Source organism: Rhizobium freirei PRF 81 (assembly GCF_000359745.1).
In the GTDB taxonomy this organism is placed as follows: domain Bacteria; phylum Pseudomonadota; class Alphaproteobacteria; order Rhizobiales; family Rhizobiaceae; genus Rhizobium; species Rhizobium freirei.
Window position 1 is genome coordinate 162,468 of the sequence record NZ_AQHN01000077.1, and the last position, 17,999, is coordinate 180,466.

Here is a 17,999-nt window from a genome sequence, read left to right on the forward strand (position 1 = left end):
TATAACAGGCAATTACTGAGCGGCCGCCATCGCGATCTACAGAGGACCATCGAAGCACAGCGCAACGGTCGTTCCGTTTCGGCTAATCGTTCAATCCGTGCGCTTTGGAAATGGTGGGCGATGAGAGACTCGAACTCCCGACATCCTCGGTGTAAACGAGGCGCTCTACCAACTGAGCTAATCGCCCTTCAGGCAAGCGGGTCATCGGCCCGCCGCATCCGGTGGCCGTGATCTATGCGGAACGAGGAAAAACCGCAAGAGTGTTTGTGAAGATTTTTTGATTTTTTTGATTTTTCCCCACCCCGGTTCCGGTCGTCCATATGCACGGATGTGAAGCCTGCGGGATTATCCCTGTGCATATCAGGCTCGCATGAAATGCGCGGGGCGGGAAGCTGCCATGCCAAATCGCGGGAACGGAAACTCGAGGGCGAGCTTGTCCAAAACAATTCGCACTCTGTCATCGATTTGTATTCAAACCTGCTTGACACCCAAACACGAACCCCGTAGTTAGCCGCTCATCGAACGGCGAGGGCCGCTTTGATGGGTGCGGAAGCATCTGGACTGCTTGAAATGAAATGCGGGTGTAGCTCAGTCGGTTAGAGTGCCGGCCTGTCACGCCGGAGGTCGCGGGTTCGAGCCCCGTCACTCGCGCCATTTCAAGGTCAAATCCGGATCGTGCGCCCGGCCGAAAGGTCAAGCAATGCGCGGGTGTAGCTCAGTCGGTTAGAGTGCCGGCCTGTCACGCCGGAGGTCGCGGGTTCGAGCCCCGTCACTCGCGCCATTTTCTCCAAGCCATTACAATCAAACATCAATTTATTGCGATTGCGAAAGAGCCTATTTCGCCTTTGCGCCAATTTGTCGCGATGCCGTCGCAACATATTGATATCTACCGCTTGGCAGTACTTTAAACGACAGATTCAAAAGGCTTGCGCCCGCGCTCCGCCTGCGCTAACCACGGCTTTGTTGCAACGCTCTTTCGCTTGCTGGGCATTTGCTCAAATGCGCCGCCCCGGCGCTGATCGCAAGCAGGGATGGACATGATGACTGGACTGCTCAGTTCCTATATTCCGATAGCGATTTTCATTGGTGTTGCCTTGGTGATTGGCCTGGCGCTGTTGATCGCGCCGTTTGCCGTCGCCTTCAAGGCGCCGGATTCCGAAAAGCTGTCGGCCTATGAATGCGGCTTCAACGCATTCGATGACGCCCGCATGAAGTTCGATATCCGCTTCTACCTGGTATCGATTCTCTTCATCATCTTCGACCTGGAAGTCGCCTTCCTTTTCCCCTGGGCCATATCCTTCAGTGCGATCGGCTGGTTCGGATTCTGGTCGATGATGGTGTTCCTGGCGGTGCTGACCATCGGCTTTATCTATGAATGGAAGAAGGGGGCCCTGGAATGGGAGTAGCTCCGACGAACGCGACGCTCGTAGCACCGCAGCCGAAGGGGATCATCGATCCCGCGACCGGCAGGCCGGTTGGCAGCAACGATCCGTTCTTTGGCGAGATCAACAACGAACTCGCCGACAAGGGTTTTCTGGTCACGTCGACCGACGAACTGATCACCTGGGCTCGCACCGGCTCCCTCATGTGGATGACCTTCGGTCTCGCGTGCTGCGCCGTCGAGATGATGCAGGTTTCCATGCCGCGTTACGACGTCGAGCGTTTCGGCTTTGCGCCGCGCGCTTCGCCGCGCCAGTCCGACGTCATGATCGTTGCGGGCACGCTGACGAACAAGATGGCGCCTGCGCTCCGCAAGGTCTACGACCAGATGCCGGAGCCGCGCTACGTCATCTCGATGGGCTCCTGCGCCAACGGCGGCGGCTACTATCACTATTCCTATTCCGTCGTGCGCGGCTGCGATCGCATCGTGCCGATCGACATCTATATCCCGGGCTGTCCTCCCACGGCAGAAGCGCTGCTTTACGGCGTGCTTTTGTTGCAGAAGAAGATCCGGCGCACCGGCACGATCGAACGGTAAGGCAGGGGACAAGGTATTATGAGTGAAGCCCTGAACGAGCTTGCCGCCTACCTCACGGAAGTTCGCAGCGCCCTGATCTCCTCGATCGAGATCAAGTACGGCGAGCTGAATGTAACGACGACGACCGAAAACGTTATCGCCCTGCTGACATTCCTGCGTGACGACGCCAAGTGCGGCTTCGTCAACATGACGGATATTTGCGGTGTCGACTGGCCGCAGCGCGCCGAGCGTTTCGACGTCGTCTATCATCTGCTGTCGCCCAAAAAGAACCTGCGCATCCGTGTCAAGGTTCCGGTCGGCGAAGACCAGCCTGTTCCCTCCGCCTGCGGCATCTATCCCGGCGCCGACTGGTTCGAGCGTGAAACCTGGGACATGTACGGCGTTCTCTTCACCGGTCATCCGGATCTGCGCCGTCTGCTGACGGACTACGGTTTCGAAGGCCACCCGCTGCGCAAGGACTTTCCGACGACCGGTTTCGTCGAAGTTCGTTACGACGATGCCGCCAAGCGCGTCGTCTACGAGCCGGTGGAACTGAAGCAGGAATTCCGCAACTTCGATTTCCTGTCGCCGTGGGAGGGCACCGACTACGTGCTCCCGGGTGACGAGAAGGCGAAGGCCTAATTGTTGGCGTGTGGCAGGCTTCGGCCTGCCATTCTCTGAAATTCTGAAAACGCGAGCATCGCCGCCATGACAGAACATAACGTTCGCAACTTCAACATCAATTTCGGTCCGCAGCATCCGGCTGCGCACGGCGTTTTGCGTCTTGTCCTCGAATTGGACGGCGAAATTGTGGAACGCGTCGATCCCCATATCGGCCTGCTGCATCGCGGCACGGAAAAGCTGATCGAATCGAAGACCTATCTTCAGGCCGTTCCTTATTTCGATCGCCTCGACTACGTGGCGCCGATGAACCAGGAGCATGCCTACGCGCTTGCGGTCGAAAAGCTGCTCGGCATCGACATCCCGATCCGCGGCCAGCTGATCCGCGTGCTCTATTCGGAAATCGGCCGCATCCTGTCGCATCTTCTGAACGTCACGACGCAGGCCATGGACGTCGGCGCTCTGACGCCGCCGCTCTGGGGCTTCGAAGAGCGTGAAAAGCTGATGGTGTTCTACGAGCGCGCCTCCGGCTCGCGCATGCACGCAGCCTATGTCCGTCCGGGCGGCGTTCATCAGGATCTTCCCGAGAAGCTCGTCCAGGACATCGGCGATTGGTGCGATCCCTTCCTGAAGGCGCTCGACGATATCGACGATCTCTTGACTGGAAACCGCATCTTCAAGCAGCGCAACGTCGATATCGGCGTGGTCTCGCTCGAAGACTGCTGGGCCTGGGGCTTCTCAGGCGTCATGGTCCGCGGCTCTGGCGCTGCATGGGACCTGCGCAAGGCTCAGCCTTACGAATGCTATTCCGATCTCGAATTCGACATTCCGATCGGCAAGAATGGCGACTGCTACGACCGTTATCTCATCCGCATGATCGAAATGCGCGAATCCGTCCGCATCATGAAGCAATGCGTCAATCGCCTGCTCGGCGATGCTAAGGCCGGACCGATCTCGTCGCTGGATGGTAAGGTCGTTCCGCCGAAGCGCGGCGAGATGAAGCGTTCGATGGAAGCGCTGATCCACCACTTCAAGCTCTACACCGAAGGCTATCACGTGCCGGCCGGCGAGGTTTATGCGGCTGTCGAAGCGCCGAAGGGCGAGTTCGGCGTCTATCTCGTCTCCGACGGTTCCAACAAGCCTTACCGTTGCAAGATCCGTGCACCGGGCTATGCGCATCTGCAGGCCATGGACTTCATGTGCCGCGGTCATCTGCTCGCCGACGTCGCTGCGGTCCTCGGTTCGCTCGATATCGTGTTCGGCGAGGTGGATCGCTGATGCGGGTTTGGCAGGTGGTTATCCCGGCGCTTCTGGTCGCTTGCGGTGCCTCGGCACAGCAGACCGGAAAGACGCAGAGCCTGCCGACCATCAACCTGCAGGGTTCGAATGCGCCAGGCGCGAATTCTGCGAAGGGCGGAAATGCGGCTACGCAGGGCGGAGATTCGACGGTGGCGGATCTCCTCTCTCGCGGGTATCAGATCAAGGCCGCTGTGCCGAACGGCGGTAAGTTTGTTGTGTTTATGCAGAAAGACCAGTCGGCCTATGCCTGCGAATTCTCGTCTCTGACGAATACGCGGTGTGGGTCCTTAAACTGAGATAAGGCGTGAAAGATGTCCGTTCGTCGACTAGCCGAAGATCAATTCCAGCCTGCCGCTTTCGCCTTCAATGCGGAGAATGCGGTCTGGGCTGAAAAGACGATCATGAAATACCCCGAGGGCCGTCAGCAGTCCGCGATCATCCCGCTGATGATGCGGGCGCAGGAGCAGGAGGGCTGGGTCACCAGGGCAGCGATCGAGAAGATCGCCGACATGCTGGATATGGCCTATATCCGCGCGCTCGAAGTTGCGACGTTCTACACGCAGTTCCAGCTGAACCCGGTCGGCACGCGCGCCCACGTTCAGGTTTGCGGCACGACGCCCTGCATGCTGCGTGGCGCCGAAGGGCTGATCAAGGTCTGCAAGAGCCGGATCCATGACCACGCCTTCGAACGCAACGCCGACGGCACGCTCTCCTGGGAAGAGGTCGAATGTCAGGGCGCCTGCGTCAACGCACCGATGGTGGTGATCGGCAAGGATACCTATGAGGATCTGACGCCGGCACGTCTCGAAGAGATCATCGATGCATTCGCCGCAGGCAAGGGCAGCGAAGTTCCGACCGGTCCGCAGATCGACCGCGTCTTCTCCGCTCCGGAAGGTGGACTGACCTCTCTCCTGTCGGATGAGGCGAAGGCAAAGAGCGTTGCCGGCAAGGCCAAGGCTGCGGCAGAGCAGCCGTCGACCGAAGCTGCGCCGGAGAAGGGCGAGGCTGCCAAGAAGCCGTCGCTTGACGACAAGGATCGTCCCGCCGGTATCGAAAGACCCGCGCAGCCGGACGATTTGCAGCTGATTTCCGGCGTTGGGCCGAAGATCGAGTCCATCCTGCATGAGCTCGGCATCTTCACCTTCGCGCAGGTCGCCAGCTGGCATCAGGCCGAGCGCCATTGGGTCGACGGCTATCTCAATTTCAAGGGCCGGATCGAGCGCGACGACTGGGTCAGGCAGGCTGAGGCACTCGCTAAGGGTGGCGAAGCGGAATATATCAAGGTCTTCGGCAAGAAGCCGCGGTAAGAGGTGAAGCATGTTACAGGATCAGGATCGCATCTTTACCAATATCTACGGCCTCAAGGACAAGTCTCTCAAGGGCGCGATGTCGCGCGGCCATTGGGATGGCACGAAGCAAATCCTCGAAAAGGGTCGTGACTGGATCATCAACGAGATGAAGGCCTCCGGCCTTCGCGGTCGCGGTGGTGCAGGCTTCCCGACCGGCCTGAAGTGGTCGTTCATGCCGAAGGAGAGCGACGGCCGTCCGCACTATCTCGTCGTCAACGCCGACGAATCCGAGCCCGGCACCTGCAAAGACCGCGACATCATGCGCCACGATCCGCATACGCTGATCGAAGGCTGCGTCATCGCCGGCTTTGCCATGGGCGCTAATGCCGCTTACATCTATGTTCGCGGCGAATACATGCGCGAGCGCGAAGCCCTGCAGGCGGCGATCGACGAGTGTTACGACGCCGGATTGCTGGGCAAAAACAATAAGCTCGGCTGGGATTTTGATGTTTTCGTTCATCATGGCGCCGGCGCTTACATCTGCGGCGAGGAAACCGCGCTGCTCGAAAGCTTGGAAGGCAAGAAGGGCCAGCCGCGCCTGAAGCCGCCATTCCCGGCCAACATGGGTCTCTATGGCTGCCCGACCACCGTCAACAACGTCGAGTCGATCGCCGTTGCCCCGACGATCCTGCGCCGCGGCGCCGGCTGGTTCTCCTCCTTCGGCCGTCCGAACAATGTCGGCACGAAGCTGTTCATGCTCTCCGGTCACGTCAACCGTCCCTGCACGGTTGAAGAGACGATGGGCATCACCTTCCGGGAGCTGGTCGAAAAGCATGGCGGCGGTATTCGCGGCGGCTGGGACAATCTGCTCGCTGTCATTCCCGGCGGTGCGTCGTGCCCGGTCGTTCCGGCTGCCGATATCATCGACTGCCCGATGGATTTCGACGGTCTGCGCGAAGTCAAGTCGTCCTTCGGTACGGCAGCGGCGATCGTCATGGACAAGTCGACCGACATCATCAAGGCGATCGCCCGCATCTCGGCCTTCTTCAAGCACGAGAGCTGCGGCCAGTGCACGCCGTGCCGCGAAGGCACGGGCTGGATGTGGCGCGTTCTTGAGCGCATGGCGCGCGGCAACGCGCAGAAGCGCGAGATCGACATGCTGTTCCAGGTGACGAAGCAGATCGAAGGTCATACCATCTGTGCGCTCGGCGACGCAGCTGCATGGCCGGTGCAGGGCCTGATCCGCAACTTCCGTCCCGAGATCGAAAAGCGCATCGACCAGTACACAGCCAACGCGACGAGCCGCGGCGCGGTTCTGGAAGCAGCAGAGTAGGGACGATGATGGCGAAGACCACGGATATCAGGCAGGACAGCGGAGCGGCGGATGATGCATCGGCCGATCTTGGCCGTATCGCTGCCGATATGCTGCGGAATTCGCTCGTCATGCCGATCAATCCACTGATGGCTCATCCGGCGGCGGCATTTGCCGCTGCCGCAGCCATCGGTTTCGGCGTTACCTCGCAGATCGCCGGCGCATTCTTCGGTGCGCTTCAGGGTGCCGTCGAGGTTACCGGCAAGCGTGCTGCCGAGTCAGACCAAGAAAATGAAGTCGCCGCCGAAGAGAAGACGGTGGTGAAGAAGAACGGGGCGGGGGAAGCGAAACCCGTAAAGGCATCGCCCGCCGCCGAACAGGTCGCATCGAAGCCGGAGGCTGCAAAGCCGAAGCCCGCTGTCGCAAAGAAGGTCGCGCCAAAGCCGGCTGCGGCTACGGCAGCGCCTGCCACGAGCAAAGCCAAGGTCGAGGTGGCGGCGTCTGTTGCAGCAAAGCCGGCTCCTGCGCGCAGCCGCAAGGCCGCGCCGAAAACCGATGACCTGAAGCTCATTTCGGGCGTCGGCCCGAAACTGGAGCAGGTGTTGAACGGACGCGGCATCAGGCGCTTTGCCGATATCGCTGCCTGGACAGATGCGGATATCGATCAGATCGACGCGGAGCTCGGCTTCGACGGCCGCATCCGGCGCGATGATTGGGTTGGCCAGGCGAAGGCGCTGCTGCCGAAGGGCCGGAGCTGAGATTTTTCCCTGGCTCTATCCAACGGCCGGGGAGGGTGAATGAAGGCGGTGGAAATGTTGCGGGCAAGCTCCGCATGTTTCGATCGCAACGCTGATCTTGCGGGGACAAGATTCGGCAAGGCTTATTGTGAGCGAACCGGTGCCCTGCGGCGGCCATGCCGCGCCGGTGGCAGTTCGGTTTGCGATCATGAAATTGTCTGCGGCCAGGTTCGGCTGGAGACGTGATATAGGACTGAGTGGACGATGGCTAAACTGAAGATTGACGGTAAAGAGATCGAAGTTCCGGATCACTACACGCTTATCCAGGCGTGCGAGGAAGCCGGCGCCGAAGTTCCGCGCTTCTGCTTCCATGAACGACTGTCGGTGGCCGGCAATTGCCGCATGTGCCTGGTTGAAGTAAAGGGCGGCCCGCCGAAGCCGCAGGCATCCTGCGCCATGGGCGTGCGCGATATTCGCGGCGGCCCGAACGGCGAACTTCCGGAAGTCTTCACCAACACGCCGATGGTCAAGAAAGCCCGCGAAGGCGTGATGGAATTCCTGCTGATCAACCACCCGCTGGATTGCCCGATCTGCGACCAGGGCGGCGAATGCGACCTGCAGGACCAGGCTATGGCCTTCGGTATCGATAGTTCGCGCTATCAGGAAGACAAGCGCGCCGTCGAAGACAAGTACATCGGCCCGCTCGTCAAGACCGTGATGAACCGCTGCATTCACTGCACGCGCTGCGTCCGCTTCACGACGGAAGTCGCCGGTATCTCCGAACTCGGCCTGATCGGCCGCGGCGAAGACGCCGAAATTACCACCTACCTCGAGCAGGCGATGACCTCCGAGCTGCAGGGCAACGTCGTCGACCTTTGCCCGGTCGGCGCGCTGACCTCGAAGCCCTTCGCCTTCACGGCCCGTCCGTGGGAACTCAACAAGACCGAATCGATCGACGTCATGGACGCGCTCGGCTCCGCCATCCGCGTCGATACGCGCGGCCGCGAAGTCATGCGCGTGCTGCCGCGTGTCAACGAGCAGATCAATGAAGAGTGGATCTCCGACAAGACCCGCTTCATCTGGGATGGCCTGAAGACCCAGCGCCTCGACAAGCCCTATGTCCGCAAGGACGGCCGTCTGCAGCCGGCGACCTGGAACGATGCCTTTGCCGCCATCAAGTCGGCTGTTGCCGCCACCAGCGGCGACAGGATCGGCGCCATCGCCGGTGACCTCGCTTCCGTTGAAGAGATGTACGCACTGTCCGAGCTGATGAAATCGCTCGGTTCGGAGAACCTCGACTGTCGCCAGGACGGGACGGCGCTTGATCCGTCGCTTGGCCGCGCAAGCTACATCTTCAACCCAAGCATCCAGGGTATCGAAGCCGCCGATGCGCTGCTGATCGTCGGAGCCAATCCACGCTTCGAAGCTGCCGTGCTGAATTCGCGCATCCGCAAGCGCTGGCGCCGCGGCAAGTTCCCGATCGGCGTGATCGGCGAACATGCCGACCTGCGTTACTCCTACGACTATCTCGGCGCCGGCCCGGATACGCTCGCCGATGTCGTCAACGGTTCGCACGGCTTTGCCGAGGTTCTGAAGAAGGCCGAAAAGCCGATGATCATCATCGGCCAGGGCGCACTAATCCGTGAAGACGGCGCCCAGGTGCTGGCAAATGCGGCCAAGCTCGCCGCCGATGTCGGTGTCGTCAAGGACGGCTGGAACGGCTTTGCCGTGCTGCACACGGCAGCTTCCCGCGTGGGTGGCCTCGATCTCGGTTTCGTTCCCGGCGAAAAGGGCGTCAACGCTGCCGCTATGCTGTCGTCGATGGACGTGCTCTTCCTGCTCGGCGCCGATGAGCTGGATTTCAGCCGCAAGGGCGCGAAATTGACAGTCTATATCGGCTCGCATGGCGATCACGGCGCTCAGAACGCCGACGTCATCTTGCCGGCGGCCGCCTACACGGAAAAGTCAGGCACCTGGGTCAACACAGAGGGCCGCGTCCAGATGGGCAACCGTGCCGGTTTCGCGCCGGGCGATGCCCGCGAGGACTGGGCGGTCATCCGCGCCCTTTCCGACGTGCTCGGCAAGAAGCTTCCCTTTGATTCGCTGAGAGAATTGCGCGCGAAGCTCTACGCAGCCTTCCCGCATTTCGCCGGCATCGACGAGATTGCCGAAGCCGATAGCGCCCAAATTGCCGCACTTGCGAAAAAAGCCGGCGCGATGGGCAAATCGGCATTTGCTTCGCCGATCAAAGACTTCTATTTGACGAACCCGATAACGCGCGCGTCGGCTGTCATGGCCGAATGCTCGGCATTGGCCCGCAACAATTTCCAGGCTGCGGCAGAGTAAGGGCAGAAGACTATGGATTCATTCGTTTCGACCTATCTCTTGCCGGGCCTGATCATGTTCGGCCAGGCCCTGCTGCTTCTGGTCCCGCTTCTGATCTTCATCGCCTTTATCCTGCTCGCCGACCGAAAGATCTGGGCGGCGGTTCAGCTGCGCCGCGGCCCGAACGTGGTCGGCCCCTTCGGTCTGCTTCAGTCCTTTGCCGACCTTCTGAAGTTCATCTTCAAAGAGCCGATCATCCCGGCCGGCGCCAACAAGACCGTATTTCTGCTGGCGCCATTGGTTTCCGTGGTGCTGGCGCTGTCCACGTGGGCCGTCGTGCCGCTGGCCAAGAATTGGGTCGTCGCCGACATCAACGTCGGCATCCTTTACATCCTGGCGATCTCGTCGCTGGAAGTATACGGCATCATCATGGGCGGCTGGGCTTCGAACTCGAAGTATCCGTTCCTCGGCGCGCTGCGTTCGGCGGCGCAGATGGTGTCCTACGAAGTCTCGATCGGCTTCGTCATCGTCACCGTGCTGCTTTGCGTCGGTTCGTTGAACCTGACGGATATCGTTCTCTCGCAGCAGACGGGCCTCGGCACCAAGCTCGGCCTGCCGGCCTCGTTCCTCGACTGGCACTGGCTGTCGCTGTTCCCGATGTTCGTCGTGTTCTTCATTTCGGCGCTCGCTGAAACCAACCGTCCGCCTTTCGATCTTCCGGAAGCGGAGTCGGAACTGGTTGCCGGCTTCATGGTCGAATACAGCTCCGCCCCGTACATGATGTTCATGCTCGGCGAGTATGCGGCCGTCGTGCTGATGTGCTCGCTGACGACGATCCTCTTCTTCGGCGGCTGGCTGCCTCCGGTCGATATCTGGATCCTGAATTGGGTTCCGGGCATCATCTGGTTCCTGCTGAAGTCGTGCCTTGTGTTCTTCATGTTCGCGATGGTGAAGGCTTTCGTGCCGCGCTACCGCTACGACCAGCTCATGCGTCTTGGCTGGAAGGTTTTTCTGCCGCTGTCGCTCGCCATGGTCGTTATCGTTGCATTCGTGCTGAAGCTGATGGGATGGGCGTGATGATGTCTGTCCCCGCTTCTGGCAGTTTTGGAGGTTAAGATGGCCGGTTTGTCCAATGCCGTCAGCTCGCTGTTCCTCAAGGAATTTGTCGGCGCATTCTTTTTGTCGATGCGTTACTTCTTCAAGCAGAAGGCGACGATCAATTACCCCTTCGAGAAGGGGCCGGTCAGCCCGCGCTTCCGCGGCGAACATGCGCTGCGCCGCTATCCCAATGGCGAAGAGCGCTGCATCGCCTGCAAGCTCTGCGAAGCCATCTGTCCTGCCCAGGCCATCACCATCGAGGCCGGGCCGCGCCGTAACGACGGCACCCGCCGCACGGTGCGATACGATATCGACATGGTGAAGTGCATCTATTGCGGCTTCTGCCAGGAGGCATGCCCGGTCGACGCTATCGTCGAAGGGCCGAACTTCGAATTCGCCACCGAGACCCGCGAAGAGCTCTACTTCGACAAGGCGCGGCTCTTGGACAATGGCGACCGCTGGGAACGCGAAATCGCGCGCAACATCGCGATGGATTCGCCGTACCGCTGAGCGGAGTTTTGAGTATGCCGTGACGGGCGGCCTATAGTTGCCGTCGCGGTTGAATCTAGACCGGGGCTTTGCCGGACGAGGGTCCGACCGAGCTCCATCGGGCAGGGGAAGCACCCCGCTGCCCGGGGGAAGACGAAAAAGGCACCAACATGGGTCTGCAGGCTCTTTTTTTCTATATCTTCGCCTTTGTCGCAGTGGCGTCGGCGTTCATGGTCATCTCAGCGCGGAATCCGGTCCATTCGGTCCTGTTCCTCATCCTGGTTTTCTTCAACGCAGCCGGCCTCTTCCTGTTGATGGGGGCCGAGTTCCTGGCGATGATCCTGCTGGTCGTTTATGTCGGCGCCGTGGCGGTTCTCTTCCTTTTCGTCGTCATGATGCTTGATGTCGATTTCGCCCAGCTCCGGGCGGGCATTCTGGAATATGCGCCGATCGGCGCGTTGATCGGCGTCATCCTCGCGGCCGAGCTGATCGTCGTCATCGGCGGCAGCGTGATCTCGCCCCAGATCGCCAAGTCGGTCGCCATGCCGATTCCCGCCATCACGCAACGCACCAACACCGCCGCCCTCGGCGACGTGCTCTATACCAACTACGTCTATTTCTTCGAGATCGCCGGCCTTGTTCTGCTGGTCGCGATGATCGGCGCGATCGTGCTGACGCTTCGGCATCGCACGCACATCAAGCGCCAGAATATTCCCCAACAGGTCGCCCGCACGCCTGCGACCGCCGTCGAGGTGGTCAAGGTCAAGCCGGGGCAGGGCGTCTGAGGCGAGGCACGAGGATCAAAGGAACAAGAACATGGTCATCGGACTTTCCCACTACCTGACGGTTAGCGCCATTCTCTTCGTGCTCGGCGTCTTCGGTATCTTTCTCAACCGCAAGAACGTCATCATCATCCTGATGTCCATCGAGCTGATATTGCTCGCGGTCAACATCAACATGGTCGCCTTCTCGTCGTTCCTCAACGACATCGTCGGCCAGGTTTTCGCTCTGTTCATTTTGACCGTCGCTGCGGCTGAGGCTGCGATCGGTCTTGCAATTCTCGTCGTCTTCTACCGTAACCGCGGCTCCATCGCGGTTGAAGACGTCAACGTGATGAAGGGCTGATACAGCTATGTTCTTATATAAGGCTATCGTCTTTCTTCCTCTGATCGGTGCGATTATCGCCGGCCTTTTCGGCCGCGCCATCGGCGCCAAGGCTTCGGAATATGTTACCACCGGCCTGATGATCGTCGCCGGCGTCCTCTCCTGGGTCGTCTTCTTCACCGTGGCTCTCGGCCATACGGATGGCCCGATCAAGGTCGAAGTTCTGCGCTGGATCCAGTCCGGGGGCATCGATGCATCCTGGGCGCTGCGCGTCGATACGCTGACCTCGGTCATGCTGATCGTCGTGAACTCGGTATCGACCCTGGTTCACGTCTACTCGATCGGATACATGCACCACGATCCGCATCGTCCGCGCTTCTTCGCTTATCTCTCGCTCTTCACATTCGCCATGCTGATGCTGGTGACCTCCGACAACCTCGCCCAGATGTTTTTCGGCTGGGAAGGCGTCGGTCTGGCCTCCTATCTGCTGATCGGCTTCTGGTTCAAGAAGCCGTCCGCGTCCGCAGCGGCTATCAAGGCCTTCATCGTCAACCGCGTCGGCGACTTCGGCTTCGTGCTCGGCATTGCGGGCGTCTTCGTCCTCTTCGGCTCGATCAACCTCGACGTCATCTTCGGCAATGCGCAGAGCTTTGCCGCAGGGCAGGGCGGCCAACCGACCGATGTCGTCCTCAACTTCCTCGGCATGCATCTCGATCGCGGCCATGCGCTCACCGCCGTCTGCCTGCTGCTCTTCATGGGCGCGATGGGCAAGTCGGCGCAGTTCCTGCTGCACACCTGGCTCCCGGACGCCATGGAAGGCCCAACCCCGGTTTCGGCGCTCATCCACGCCGCGACCATGGTCACCGCCGGCGTCTTTCTCGTCGCCCGCATGTCGCCCATCTTCGAACTGTCGCAGGATGCGCTGACCGTCGTGACCATTATTGGAGCGATCACGGCCTTCTTCGCGGCGACCGTCGGCCTCGTGCAGAACGACATCAAGCGCGTCATCGCCTATTCGACCTGTTCGCAGCTCGGCTACATGTTCGTCGCCCTCGGCGTCGGCGCTTACGGCGCTGGGATCTTCCATCTGTTCACGCACGCCTTCTTCAAGGCTCTGCTCTTCCTTTGCGCCGGCTCGGTCATCCACGCCGTCGATGGCGAGCAGGACATGCGCCATATGGGTGGCCTCCGTTCGCACATCAAGAAGACCTATTGGATGATGATCATCGGCACGCTGGCGATCACCGGCGTCGGTATTCCGTTCTCGCCGATCGGCTTTGCCGGCTTCTTCTCCAAGGATGCGATCATCTCTGCCTCCTACACGTCGCACAATCCGGCTGCCGGCTTTGCCTTCACGCTGCTGGTCATCGCCGCGCTGTTCACCAGCTTCTATTCCTGGCGTCTGATCTTCATGACCTTCTACGGCAAGCCCCGTGCATCGCACGAAGTCATGCACCATGTGCATGAATCGCCGAATGTCATGCTGATCCCGCTCTATCTGCTGGCAATCGGCGCCGTCTTCGCCGGCTGGTATTTCCATGACTACTTCGTCGGTCACGCCTACGAGGAATTCTGGAAGCAGGCGCTCTTCACGCTGCCTGACAACAAGATCCTCGAAGAGATGGAGCATGCTCCGCATTGGGTCGAGCTCAGCCCGTTCATTGCGATGGTCGTTGGCTTCGCGGTTGCCTGGTATATGTACATCCAGTCGCCGGAAACGCCGCGCCGCCTCGCCCAGCAGCAGCGTCCGCTCTACGAGTTCCTCTTGAACAAGTGGTACTTCGACGAACTTTACGACTTCCTCTTCGTTCGCTCGGCCAAGCGCCTTGGCCGCTTCCTTTGGAAGCAGGGCGATATCGGGGTCATCGACACCATCGGCCCGAACGGCATTGCCGCGCGCGTCGTCGATGTCACCAACCGCGTCGTGCGCCTGCAGACCGGCTACCTCTATCACTATGCCTTCGCGATGCTGCTCGGCATTGCGGCCCTCGTTACCTGGATGATGCTCGGGAGTTCCCTCTGATGACCGATTGGCCTATTCTTTCAACGGTCACGTTCCTGCCGCTGGTGGGCGTCCTTCTCCTGCTGTTCACGCGGGAAGACGGACCCAACGGCCGCCGCAACATCCTGAACATTTCGCTGGCGACGACGGTCTTCACCTTCATCGTCTCGCTGTTCGTCTGGATCTGGTTCGACAATGCCAATCCGGGCTTCCAGATGATCGAGAAGCATGACTGGCTGACCAGCGGCATCAGCTATCACATGGGTGTCGACGGCATTTCGATGCTGTTCGTGATCCTGTCGACTTTCCTGATGCCTTTCTGCGTGCTGGCAAGCTGGCTTTCGGTCGAAAAGCGGCTCAAGGACTACATGATCGCCTTCCTCGTCCTCGAGACGATGATGGTCGGCGTGTTCGTCTCGTTGGATATCGTGCTGTTCTACGTCTTCTTCGAAGCCGGCCTTATCCCGATGTTCCTGATCATCGGCGTCTGGGGCGGCAAGGATCGCGTCTACGCCAGCTACAAGTTCTTCCTCTACACGCTGCTCGGCTCGGTGCTGATGCTGCTCGCCATCATGGCGATGTACTGGCAGGCCGGCACGACCGATATCCCGTCGCTGCTCGCTTACAAGTTCCCGCCGCAGCTGCAGACGTGGCTATGGCTGGCCTTCTTCGCCTCCTTCGCGGTGAAGATGCCGATGTGGCCGGTCCATACCTGGCTTCCCGACGCGCACGTTCAGGCGCCGACGGCCGGCTCGGTGATCCTGGCAGGCGTCCTGCTGAAGCTCGGCGGTTACGGTCTCATCCGCTTCTCGATCGGCATGTTCCCGAACGCGTCGGAATATTTCGCGCCGCTCGTCTTCGCGCTCTCCGTCATCGCCATCATCTACACCTCGCTGGTGGCGCTGATGCAGGAAGACATCAAGAAGCTGATCGCTTACTCTTCGGTCGCCCATATGGGTTACGTGACGATGGGTATCTTCGCGACCAATCAGCAGGGTGTTCAGGGCGCTATCTTCCAGATGCTCTCGCACGGCATCGTTTCGGGCGCGCTCTTCCTTTGCGTCGGGGTCATCTACGACCGGACCCACACCCGCGAGATCGCTGCTTACGGCGGCCTCGTCAACAACATGCCGAAATATGCCGTCGCCATGATGGTCTTCACCATGGCCAATGTCGGTCTGCCCGGCACCTCCGGCTTCATCGGCGAATTCCTGACCCTGATCGGCGTCTTCCGTGCCAACACCTGGGTTGCGCTCTTCGCCGCCACCGGCGTCATCCTGTCGGCCGCCTATGCGCTCTGGCTCTACCGCCGCGTCATTTTCGGCGTGCTCGACAAGGAAAACCTGAAGAAGCTTCTGGACCTGTCGCCGCGTGAACAGCTGATCCTCTATCCGCTGATCGCTTTGACGATCCTCTTCGGCGTCTATCCGGCTCCGATCTTCGATGCCACGGCCGCTTCGGTGGATCTGCTGGTCAACAACTATACCGCTGCCCTGCACGCTGCGCAGAATGTTGCGCTGTCGATGAATTGATGACGGGACCTATTCGACATGACTGCTGACACAATTCTTGCAAGCCTGCATCTTTCCATTCCGGAGCTCATCCTCGCGGTCGGTGCGCTTGCGTTGCTCATGATCGGCGTCTTCTCGGGCGAGCGGTCCGGACCGATGATCACCGGTCTTGCCATCGCGCTTCTCGCGGTGGCCGGTCTTTGGATCATCTTCGTGCCGGGCGAGGGGCTCGCCTATGGCGGCGCCTATCTTGCCGATGGCTTCTCGCGGTTCATGAAGATCGTCGCCCTGATCGGCTCGATCGTTGCCATGTTCCTGAGCATGGGGCATGCGCGAGAGCAACAGCTCGATCGCTTCGAGTTCCCGGTTCTGCTCGTTCTCGCGACCCTCGGCATCCTGCTGATGATCTCGGCCCATGACCTGATTTCCCTCTATCTGTCGCTGGAACTGCAGTCGCTGGCGCTCTATGTCGTCGCCGCCATCAACCGCGATAGCGTGAAGTCGACCGAAGCCGGCCTGAAGTACTTCGTTCTCGGTGCGCTCTCCTCCGGTATGCTGCTCTACGGCATGTCGCTGGTCTATGGCTTCACCGGCCACACGACTTTCGACGCCATTGCTACGGCCCTCAGCGCCGAGACCCGTTCGCTCGGCCTCGTCTTTGGTCTGGTGTTCGTGCTCGCCGGTCTGGCCTTCAAGATCTCCGCCGTGCCGTTCCACATGTGGACGCCGGACGTTTACGAAGGCGCTCCGACCCCGGTCACCGCCTTCTTTGCAGGTGCGCCGAAGGTTGCGGCCATGGCGATCCTGACCCGCATCGTGGTTACGGCTTTCCATCCGGTGCTCGCCGACTGGCAGCAGATCATCGTGTTCATCTCGATCGCCTCGATGGTGCTCGGCTCCTTCGCCGCGATCGGTCAGCGCAATTTCAAGCGACTGATGGCCTATTCCTCGATCGGCCACATGGGCTATGCGCTCGTCGGCCTTGCCGCCGGCACCAAGACCGGCGTGTCCGGTGTCATGCTCTATATGGTCATCTACATGGTCATGACGCTCGGCTCCTTCGCCATCATCATGGCGATGCGCCGCAAGGACGGGCGTCAGGTCGAAAGTATCGAAGATCTTGCTGGTCTCTCCGCGACGAACCCCTTCATGGCGGTCGTGCTGACGGCGCTGATGTTCTCGCTGGCAGGCATCCCGCCGCTGGCAGGCTTCTTCGGAAAGTACTTCGTCTTCGTCGCGGCCATCCAGGCGCATCTCTATGCGCTCGCCATCATCGGCGTTCTGGCCTCGGTCGTCGGCGCCTACTACTATCTGCGCGTCATCAAGGTGATGTGGTTCGATGAAGCCAAGGACGAGTTCACGCGCACGGCGGGCTCGCTGCGCCTCGTCTTCGGCCTCTCCGGCCTCTTCGTCATCACCTACGTCTTCTTCGGCGGCGTAATCGGCGGTGCTGCCGATCTGGCAGCCGCGACGCTGTTTTGATGGTGTCTGACATGAATAGCCGGAAGTCGCTTGCCGACTTCCGGCACGATGCCCTTTCAGAGACTTCCTCTACAAATAGCGTGTGTCTGGAAAGAGCACGCTCTGGCGATCCCGGAAACCTGTGGGTGACCGCCGAGCGCCAGACCGGCGGGCGTGGTCGCCGCGGTCGTCCATGGGTTTCCGAACCCGGCAATCTCTACGCATCGCTGCTTTTGATCGATCCCGCACCGATGGACCGCCTCGGCTCACTGCCGCTTGCGGTGGCGGTTGCCGTGCATCAGGCGGTGCGCGCGGTATTGCCGCTGGCGGCCGAGCCGGCCGAGATCAAGTGGCCGAACGATATCCTGATCGGTCGCAAGAAAACCTGCGGCATCCTGATCGAGGGCGAAGCGCTCCGGGATGGACGCTATGCGCTTGTCATCGGCATCGGTATCAATGTCACGACCATGCCCGACAATCCGATGTATCCGGTGACCAGCCTGCGCCAACAGGGCTCCATGGTTTCGGCGGAAGAGCTGTTTGCGCATCTCTATGCGGCGATGGCAGAGGTGCTGGCTGTCTGGAACCGCGGCAAGGGTGTCCGGGAGATTACTGCCCGCTGGCGGGAAGCGGCGTGCGGCATCGGGGAAAAGATCACAGTGAATTTGCCGGACCGGTCGATTTTAGGCCAATTCGTTGGAATCGATGATAATGGCTTGTTGATGCTCGAAACCGACGACGGCAAGACTATGCCGATCGCGGCGGGCGATGTTTTTCTTAAGTAGTGGTTGGGA

The 17,999-nt window shown here is 60.4% G+C and carries 17 protein-coding genes and 3 tRNA genes; 19 read left to right on the forward strand and 1 reads right to left on the reverse strand.

The features are described from left to right. Positions 1-111 precede the first annotated feature (111 nt). Positions 112-187: transfer RNA gene (locus RHSP_RS21245), tRNA-Val, on the reverse strand. 390 nt (positions 188-577) lie between these two features. On the opposite strand from RHSP_RS21245, the gene RHSP_RS21250 reads away from it, so the two are divergent. The 19 genes from RHSP_RS21250 to RHSP_RS21340 all read left to right on the forward strand — a co-directional run bounded on the left by RHSP_RS21250 (position 578) and on the right by RHSP_RS21340 (position 17,990). Next, positions 578-654: transfer RNA gene (locus RHSP_RS21250), tRNA-Asp, on the forward strand. Positions 655-704: 50 nt separating this feature from the next. Then, positions 705-781: transfer RNA gene (locus tag RHSP_RS21255), tRNA-Asp, on the forward strand. A gap of 259 nt (positions 782-1,040) precedes the next feature. Further along, the gene (locus tag RHSP_RS21260) at positions 1,041-1,406 is read left to right on the forward strand and encodes an NADH-quinone oxidoreductase subunit A (protein ID WP_037153638.1); all 366 of its coding nucleotides are present in this window, start codon (positions 1,041-1,043) and stop codon (positions 1,404-1,406) included. Then, positions 1,397-1,978: a NuoB/complex I 20 kDa subunit family protein gene (locus tag RHSP_RS21265; RefSeq protein WP_004122454.1), complete on the forward strand. Its 582-nt coding sequence runs from the start codon at positions 1,397-1,399 to the stop codon at positions 1,976-1,978. Before RHSP_RS21260 ends, RHSP_RS21265 begins: the two co-directional genes overlap by 10 nt. Positions 1,979-1,996: 18 nt before the next feature. Next, positions 1,997-2,599: an NADH-quinone oxidoreductase subunit C gene (locus tag RHSP_RS21270; RefSeq protein ID WP_004122457.1), complete on the forward strand. Its 603-nt coding sequence runs from the start codon at positions 1,997-1,999 to the stop codon at positions 2,597-2,599. Between the two features lie 66 nt (positions 2,600-2,665). Further along, a complete protein-coding gene (locus RHSP_RS21275; RefSeq protein ID WP_004122459.1) occupies positions 2,666-3,856 on the forward strand; it encodes an NADH-quinone oxidoreductase subunit D in 1,191 nt (396 codons plus the stop codon). After that, positions 3,856-4,173, forward strand: coding sequence for a hypothetical protein (locus RHSP_RS21280; RefSeq protein WP_004122462.1), 318 nt, complete (start codon positions 3,856-3,858; stop codon positions 4,171-4,173). The genes RHSP_RS21275 and RHSP_RS21280 overlap by 1 nt, the downstream gene beginning before the upstream one ends. Before the next feature lie 15 nt (positions 4,174-4,188). Beyond that, on the forward strand, positions 4,189-5,184 hold the full coding sequence (gene nuoE, locus RHSP_RS21285; protein WP_004122465.1) for an NADH-quinone oxidoreductase subunit NuoE: 996 nt from the start codon (positions 4,189-4,191) through the stop codon (positions 5,182-5,184). A gap of 10 nt (positions 5,185-5,194) precedes the next feature. Next, complete coding sequence (gene nuoF / locus RHSP_RS21290) at positions 5,195-6,499, forward strand: NADH-quinone oxidoreductase subunit NuoF (protein ID WP_037153541.1); 1,305 nt, start codon at positions 5,195-5,197, stop codon at positions 6,497-6,499. A gap of 5 nt (positions 6,500-6,504) precedes the next feature. Beyond that, positions 6,505-7,236: a 5' DNA nuclease gene (locus tag RHSP_RS21295; protein ID WP_004122471.1), complete on the forward strand. Its 732-nt coding sequence runs from the start codon at positions 6,505-6,507 to the stop codon at positions 7,234-7,236. 243 nt (positions 7,237-7,479) lie between these two features. Next, on the forward strand, positions 7,480-9,561 hold the full coding sequence (gene nuoG, locus RHSP_RS21300) for an NADH-quinone oxidoreductase subunit NuoG (protein WP_037153544.1): 2,082 nt from the start codon (positions 7,480-7,482) through the stop codon (positions 9,559-9,561). 12 nt (positions 9,562-9,573) lie between these two features. Beyond that, positions 9,574-10,617 (forward strand): NADH-quinone oxidoreductase subunit NuoH, encoded by a 1,044-nt coding sequence (gene nuoH, locus RHSP_RS21305; RefSeq protein WP_004122482.1) that lies wholly within the window; start codon positions 9,574-9,576, stop codon positions 10,615-10,617. Between the two features lie 39 nt (positions 10,618-10,656). Continuing rightward, on the forward strand, positions 10,657-11,148 hold the full coding sequence (gene nuoI / locus RHSP_RS21310) for an NADH-quinone oxidoreductase subunit NuoI (protein WP_004122484.1): 492 nt from the start codon (positions 10,657-10,659) through the stop codon (positions 11,146-11,148). Between the two features lie 149 nt (positions 11,149-11,297). After that, positions 11,298-11,912 carry an NADH-quinone oxidoreductase subunit J gene (locus RHSP_RS21315; RefSeq protein ID WP_037153549.1) on the forward strand — a complete coding sequence of 205 codons (615 nt, stop codon included), beginning with the start codon at positions 11,298-11,300 and terminating at the stop codon, positions 11,910-11,912. A 31-nt stretch (positions 11,913-11,943) separates the two neighbouring features. After that, positions 11,944-12,252: an NADH-quinone oxidoreductase subunit NuoK gene (gene nuoK / locus RHSP_RS21320; RefSeq protein WP_004122490.1), complete on the forward strand. Its 309-nt coding sequence runs from the start codon at positions 11,944-11,946 to the stop codon at positions 12,250-12,252. A 7-nt stretch (positions 12,253-12,259) separates the two neighbouring features. Beyond that, positions 12,260-14,254, forward strand: coding sequence for an NADH-quinone oxidoreductase subunit L (gene nuoL, locus RHSP_RS21325; protein WP_004122493.1), 1,995 nt, complete (start codon positions 12,260-12,262; stop codon positions 14,252-14,254). Then, on the forward strand, positions 14,254-15,765 hold the full coding sequence (locus RHSP_RS21330; protein WP_004122496.1) for an NADH-quinone oxidoreductase subunit M: 1,512 nt from the start codon (positions 14,254-14,256) through the stop codon (positions 15,763-15,765). The genes nuoL and RHSP_RS21330 overlap by 1 nt, the downstream gene beginning before the upstream one ends. Positions 15,766-15,783: 18 nt before the next feature. Further along, positions 15,784-17,226, forward strand: a complete 1,443-nt coding sequence (nuoN, locus tag RHSP_RS21335; protein WP_037153550.1) for an NADH-quinone oxidoreductase subunit NuoN — start codon at positions 15,784-15,786, stop codon at positions 17,224-17,226. After that, positions 17,226-17,990: a biotin--[acetyl-CoA-carboxylase] ligase gene (locus tag RHSP_RS21340; RefSeq protein WP_037153551.1), complete on the forward strand. Its 765-nt coding sequence runs from the start codon at positions 17,226-17,228 to the stop codon at positions 17,988-17,990. The genes nuoN and RHSP_RS21340 overlap by 1 nt, the downstream gene beginning before the upstream one ends. Positions 17,991-17,999: the final 9 nt, after the last annotated feature.

Excerpts from the sequence above, each read along its gene's own strand:
- RHSP_RS21260 (WP_037153638.1), top strand. The coding sequence starts at position 1,041 with ATGACTGGACTGCTCAGTTCCTATATTCCGATAGCGATTTTCATTGGT.
- RHSP_RS21265 (WP_004122454.1), top strand. The coding sequence starts at position 1,397 with ATGGGAGTAGCTCCGACGAACGCGACGCTCGTAGCACCGCAGCCGAAG.
- RHSP_RS21270 (WP_004122457.1), top strand. The coding sequence starts at position 1,997 with ATGAGTGAAGCCCTGAACGAGCTTGCCGCCTACCTCACGGAAGTTCGC.
- RHSP_RS21275 (WP_004122459.1), top strand. The coding sequence starts at position 2,666 with ATGACAGAACATAACGTTCGCAACTTCAACATCAATTTCGGTCCGCAG.
- RHSP_RS21280 (WP_004122462.1), top strand. The coding sequence starts at position 3,856 with ATGCGGGTTTGGCAGGTGGTTATCCCGGCGCTTCTGGTCGCTTGCGGT.
- nuoE (WP_004122465.1), top strand. The coding sequence starts at position 4,189 with ATGTCCGTTCGTCGACTAGCCGAAGATCAATTCCAGCCTGCCGCTTTC.
- nuoF (WP_037153541.1), top strand. The coding sequence starts at position 5,195 with ATGTTACAGGATCAGGATCGCATCTTTACCAATATCTACGGCCTCAAG.
- RHSP_RS21295 (WP_004122471.1), top strand. The coding sequence starts at position 6,505 with ATGATGGCGAAGACCACGGATATCAGGCAGGACAGCGGAGCGGCGGAT.
- nuoG (WP_037153544.1), top strand. The coding sequence starts at position 7,480 with ATGGCTAAACTGAAGATTGACGGTAAAGAGATCGAAGTTCCGGATCAC.
- nuoH (WP_004122482.1), top strand. The coding sequence starts at position 9,574 with ATGGATTCATTCGTTTCGACCTATCTCTTGCCGGGCCTGATCATGTTC.
- nuoI (WP_004122484.1), top strand. The coding sequence starts at position 10,657 with ATGGCCGGTTTGTCCAATGCCGTCAGCTCGCTGTTCCTCAAGGAATTT.
- RHSP_RS21315 (WP_037153549.1), top strand. The coding sequence starts at position 11,298 with ATGGGTCTGCAGGCTCTTTTTTTCTATATCTTCGCCTTTGTCGCAGTG.
- nuoK (WP_004122490.1), top strand. The coding sequence starts at position 11,944 with ATGGTCATCGGACTTTCCCACTACCTGACGGTTAGCGCCATTCTCTTC.
- nuoL (WP_004122493.1), top strand. The coding sequence starts at position 12,260 with ATGTTCTTATATAAGGCTATCGTCTTTCTTCCTCTGATCGGTGCGATT.
- RHSP_RS21330 (WP_004122496.1), top strand. The coding sequence starts at position 14,254 with ATGACCGATTGGCCTATTCTTTCAACGGTCACGTTCCTGCCGCTGGTG.
- nuoN (WP_037153550.1), top strand. The coding sequence starts at position 15,784 with ATGACTGCTGACACAATTCTTGCAAGCCTGCATCTTTCCATTCCGGAG.
- RHSP_RS21340 (WP_037153551.1), top strand. The coding sequence starts at position 17,226 with ATGGTGTCTGACATGAATAGCCGGAAGTCGCTTGCCGACTTCCGGCAC.